The following is an 840-nucleotide window of genomic DNA, read 5'->3' on the forward strand; positions in this document are numbered from 1 at the left end:
GATGGTGTCGCTGGTGGCCTCGGAGGATGAAGTCCTGCCGTTGCTGGTCGACGGTGTGTCGATTGCGGCCGTGAACGGCCCGCAGTCCGTGGTGATTTCCGGTGTCGAGGACCGTGTTCTGGAGATCGCCGCCGGGTTCGAGAAGTCCAAGCGGCTCAACGTGTCGCATGCGTTCCATTCGTCGCTGATGGATCCGATGCTGGATGAATTCCGTGCGGTTGTTGAAGGTTTGGAGTTCGCTGAGCCGACGGTTCCGATGGTTGCGGCTGGGGATGTGCGGTCGCCGGAGTTCTGGGTGTCTCATGTTCGGGACACGGTTCGGTTCGCTGATCATGTGAATGCTTTGTCCGGTGCCGCGTTGGTGGAGCTGGGGCCGGATGGGACGTTGTCGGCGATGGTCGACGCGGTTCCGTTGCTGCGCAAGGATCGTGGTGAGGAAGCGGCGGTGGTTTCCGCGCTCGCCCGGCTGCATGTGTCCGGTGTGGACGTCGACTGGGCCGCGCTCTTCGCCGGTACCGGCGCGAAGCGGGTCGACTTGCCGACCTACGCCTTCCAGCGGCAGCGGTTCTGGCCGGAGCCCGGCGAGGCGGCCGAGCCCGGCGTCGAGCACGCCGCCGACGCCGAGTTCTGGGCCGCGGTCGAACGGGAAGACGTCGAATCGCTGTCCGCGACGCTGGCCGTCGCCGACTCGTCCCTCGCCGCGATCCTGCCCGCCCTGTCGTCCTGGCGGCGGCGCCGCGACGTCCAGGCCGAGGTGGACCGGCTGCGCTACCGCGTCGCCTGGAAGCCGGTGCCCGTCCCGGCCGAGCCGGACCGGCGGGCGTGGCTCGTGGTCGTGCC

The 840-nt window shown here is 68.5% G+C and carries 1 protein-coding gene; it reads left to right on the forward strand.

What is annotated here, in order from left to right; translation table 11 throughout:
* Position 1 precedes the first annotated feature (1 nt).
* Positions 2-840 (forward strand): acyltransferase domain-containing protein (locus G3I65_RS40040; RefSeq protein WP_160700691.1); only part of this gene is annotated, 839 nt, incomplete at its 3' end.

Source organism: Amycolatopsis sp. SID8362 (assembly GCF_010550475.1).
Taxonomy (GTDB): domain Bacteria; phylum Actinomycetota; class Actinomycetes; order Mycobacteriales; family Pseudonocardiaceae; genus Amycolatopsis; species Amycolatopsis eburnea.